General features: G+C 44.6%; 2 protein-coding genes. One reads left to right on the top strand and one right to left on the bottom strand.

The annotated features are described in order from the left end of the window. The coding region (locus tag WEIDD23_RS12640) for a helix-turn-helix domain-containing protein (RefSeq protein ID WP_156469529.1) at positions 1-286 on the bottom strand (286 nt) is incomplete at its 3' end. A gap of 210 nt (positions 287-496) precedes the next feature. Between WEIDD23_RS12640 and WEIDD23_RS00335 the strand changes: the two genes are divergently transcribed. Beyond that, positions 497-1,683: aminopeptidase (locus WEIDD23_RS00335; RefSeq protein ID WP_242865348.1), on the top strand; the 1,187-nt coding region annotated here is incomplete at its 3' end.

Raw genomic sequence — 1,683 nt, 5'->3', positions numbered from 1 at the left:
GTGCAATTTCCGCCTGTTTTTGACGTAATTCAGTTTCCGTACATTTTGCTAAGTCGCCAATACTCAGCTGATACGGATCAGCAATTACACCCGCAAACAATTCTGAAAACGACACTGCTAATAACTTTAATAAGCGAGATAAATCCACTACTGAGATTTGTGTCTCACCACGTACAAACCGATAGTATCGTGACCTTGAAATGCCGGCTCTTTCAATATCTTCAACCGTTATATTTTTTTCATCCCGGAGCGCATTAATCCGCTCTGCTAATAGTACCTGTGACATTTTCAATCCCCGTTTTTCTCTGTCAGGCTACTTACTAATAATTCATTATATTAGAAAAATACAACAATTTGTGGAAACGGTTTCAAACATTTAGCGTAAAAGCATTTAGCCGACTTGTTGCGATTTCATGAACAACACCCCTTACCTATTTTGTATTCCAAATTTTTCAGGTAAAATGAGAACATCTTAATAAACAACGGGGTGCAACAGATGACACTAGAAAATTTTGATTTGTTATCACAAAAGTACGCTGACTTAATTACGTCAGTTGGGGTTAATGTCCAAAAGGGACAAGATATTGTCATCTATGCGGATGTCGCACAGGTGCCTTTGGTGCACAAAATTGTGGACTCGGCCTACAAACGTGGCGCAAACAACGTCATGATTGAATGGCAGGACATTCATGTGCAACGTGAATTTTTGCAACACGCCAACAACGATTCTTTGACGAACATCCCCACTTGGGTATCTGTTCGCGCTGAAGAATTGATGGCGAAGCATACGACGCGCATTTCACTGATTTCTGCCGATCCAGATGGTCTTGGTGCTGTTGATGGCGATCGCGTTTCGGCCTACCAACAAGCCTACCAACGCGCTAATCAAGCCGTTCGCAAGGCCACGATGAATAATGATGTGTCATGGTTAGTTGTTGCCGCGGCTGGTGAAGCCTGGGCTGAAAAAGTTTTCCCTGATTTAAAGGGTGAAGCTGCAACTGACCGTCTTTGGGAAGAAATCTTCAAGATCACTCGCGTTGGGGTTGCAAACGACGTCATCGCTGACTGGATGGCCCATGTGAATACTTTGAAAGAAAAGGCGCAATGGCTCAACGATTTGAACTTCAAGGAGTTACACTACAGCTCACCCATCACGGATTTAACAGTTGGGTTAGCCGAGGATCACGTGTGGGAAGCTGCTGACTCAATTGACAAGGCTGGTAACATGTTCGTCGCTAACATGCCAACTGAGGAAGTCTTCACCTCCCCTGACTACCGCAACATTCACGGTACCGTAACGTCAACAAAGCCATTATCATACGCAGGCGTTTTGATTAATGATATCAAGCTAACGTTCGTTGATGGCCACGTCACGGAAGCGCATGCCTCAACCGGCGAAGCAGTCCTACAACAATTGATCAAGACTGACGAAGGTGCTTCATCTTTGGGTGAGGTATCATTGGTACCAGATCCGTCACCAATTTCACAATCAGGCATTGTTTTCTACAACACTTTGATTGATGAAAATGCTTCTGACCACTTGGCACTTGGTGCAGCATACCCATTCAATTTGAAGGGTGGCACCCAAATGGACGTCGCTGCGCGTCAAGCAAAGGGCCAGAACGAGTCATTGGTTCACGTTGACTTCATGATGGGATCAGCCGATATGGATATCGACGGTAT

This window comes from Weissella sp. DD23 (genome assembly GCF_001579105.1).
GTDB classification, from domain to species: domain Bacteria; phylum Bacillota; class Bacilli; order Lactobacillales; family Lactobacillaceae; genus Weissella; species Weissella cibaria.
The sequence above is the reverse complement of the archived record's forward strand: the minus strand, read 5'-3'. Positions and strand labels throughout refer to the sequence as shown.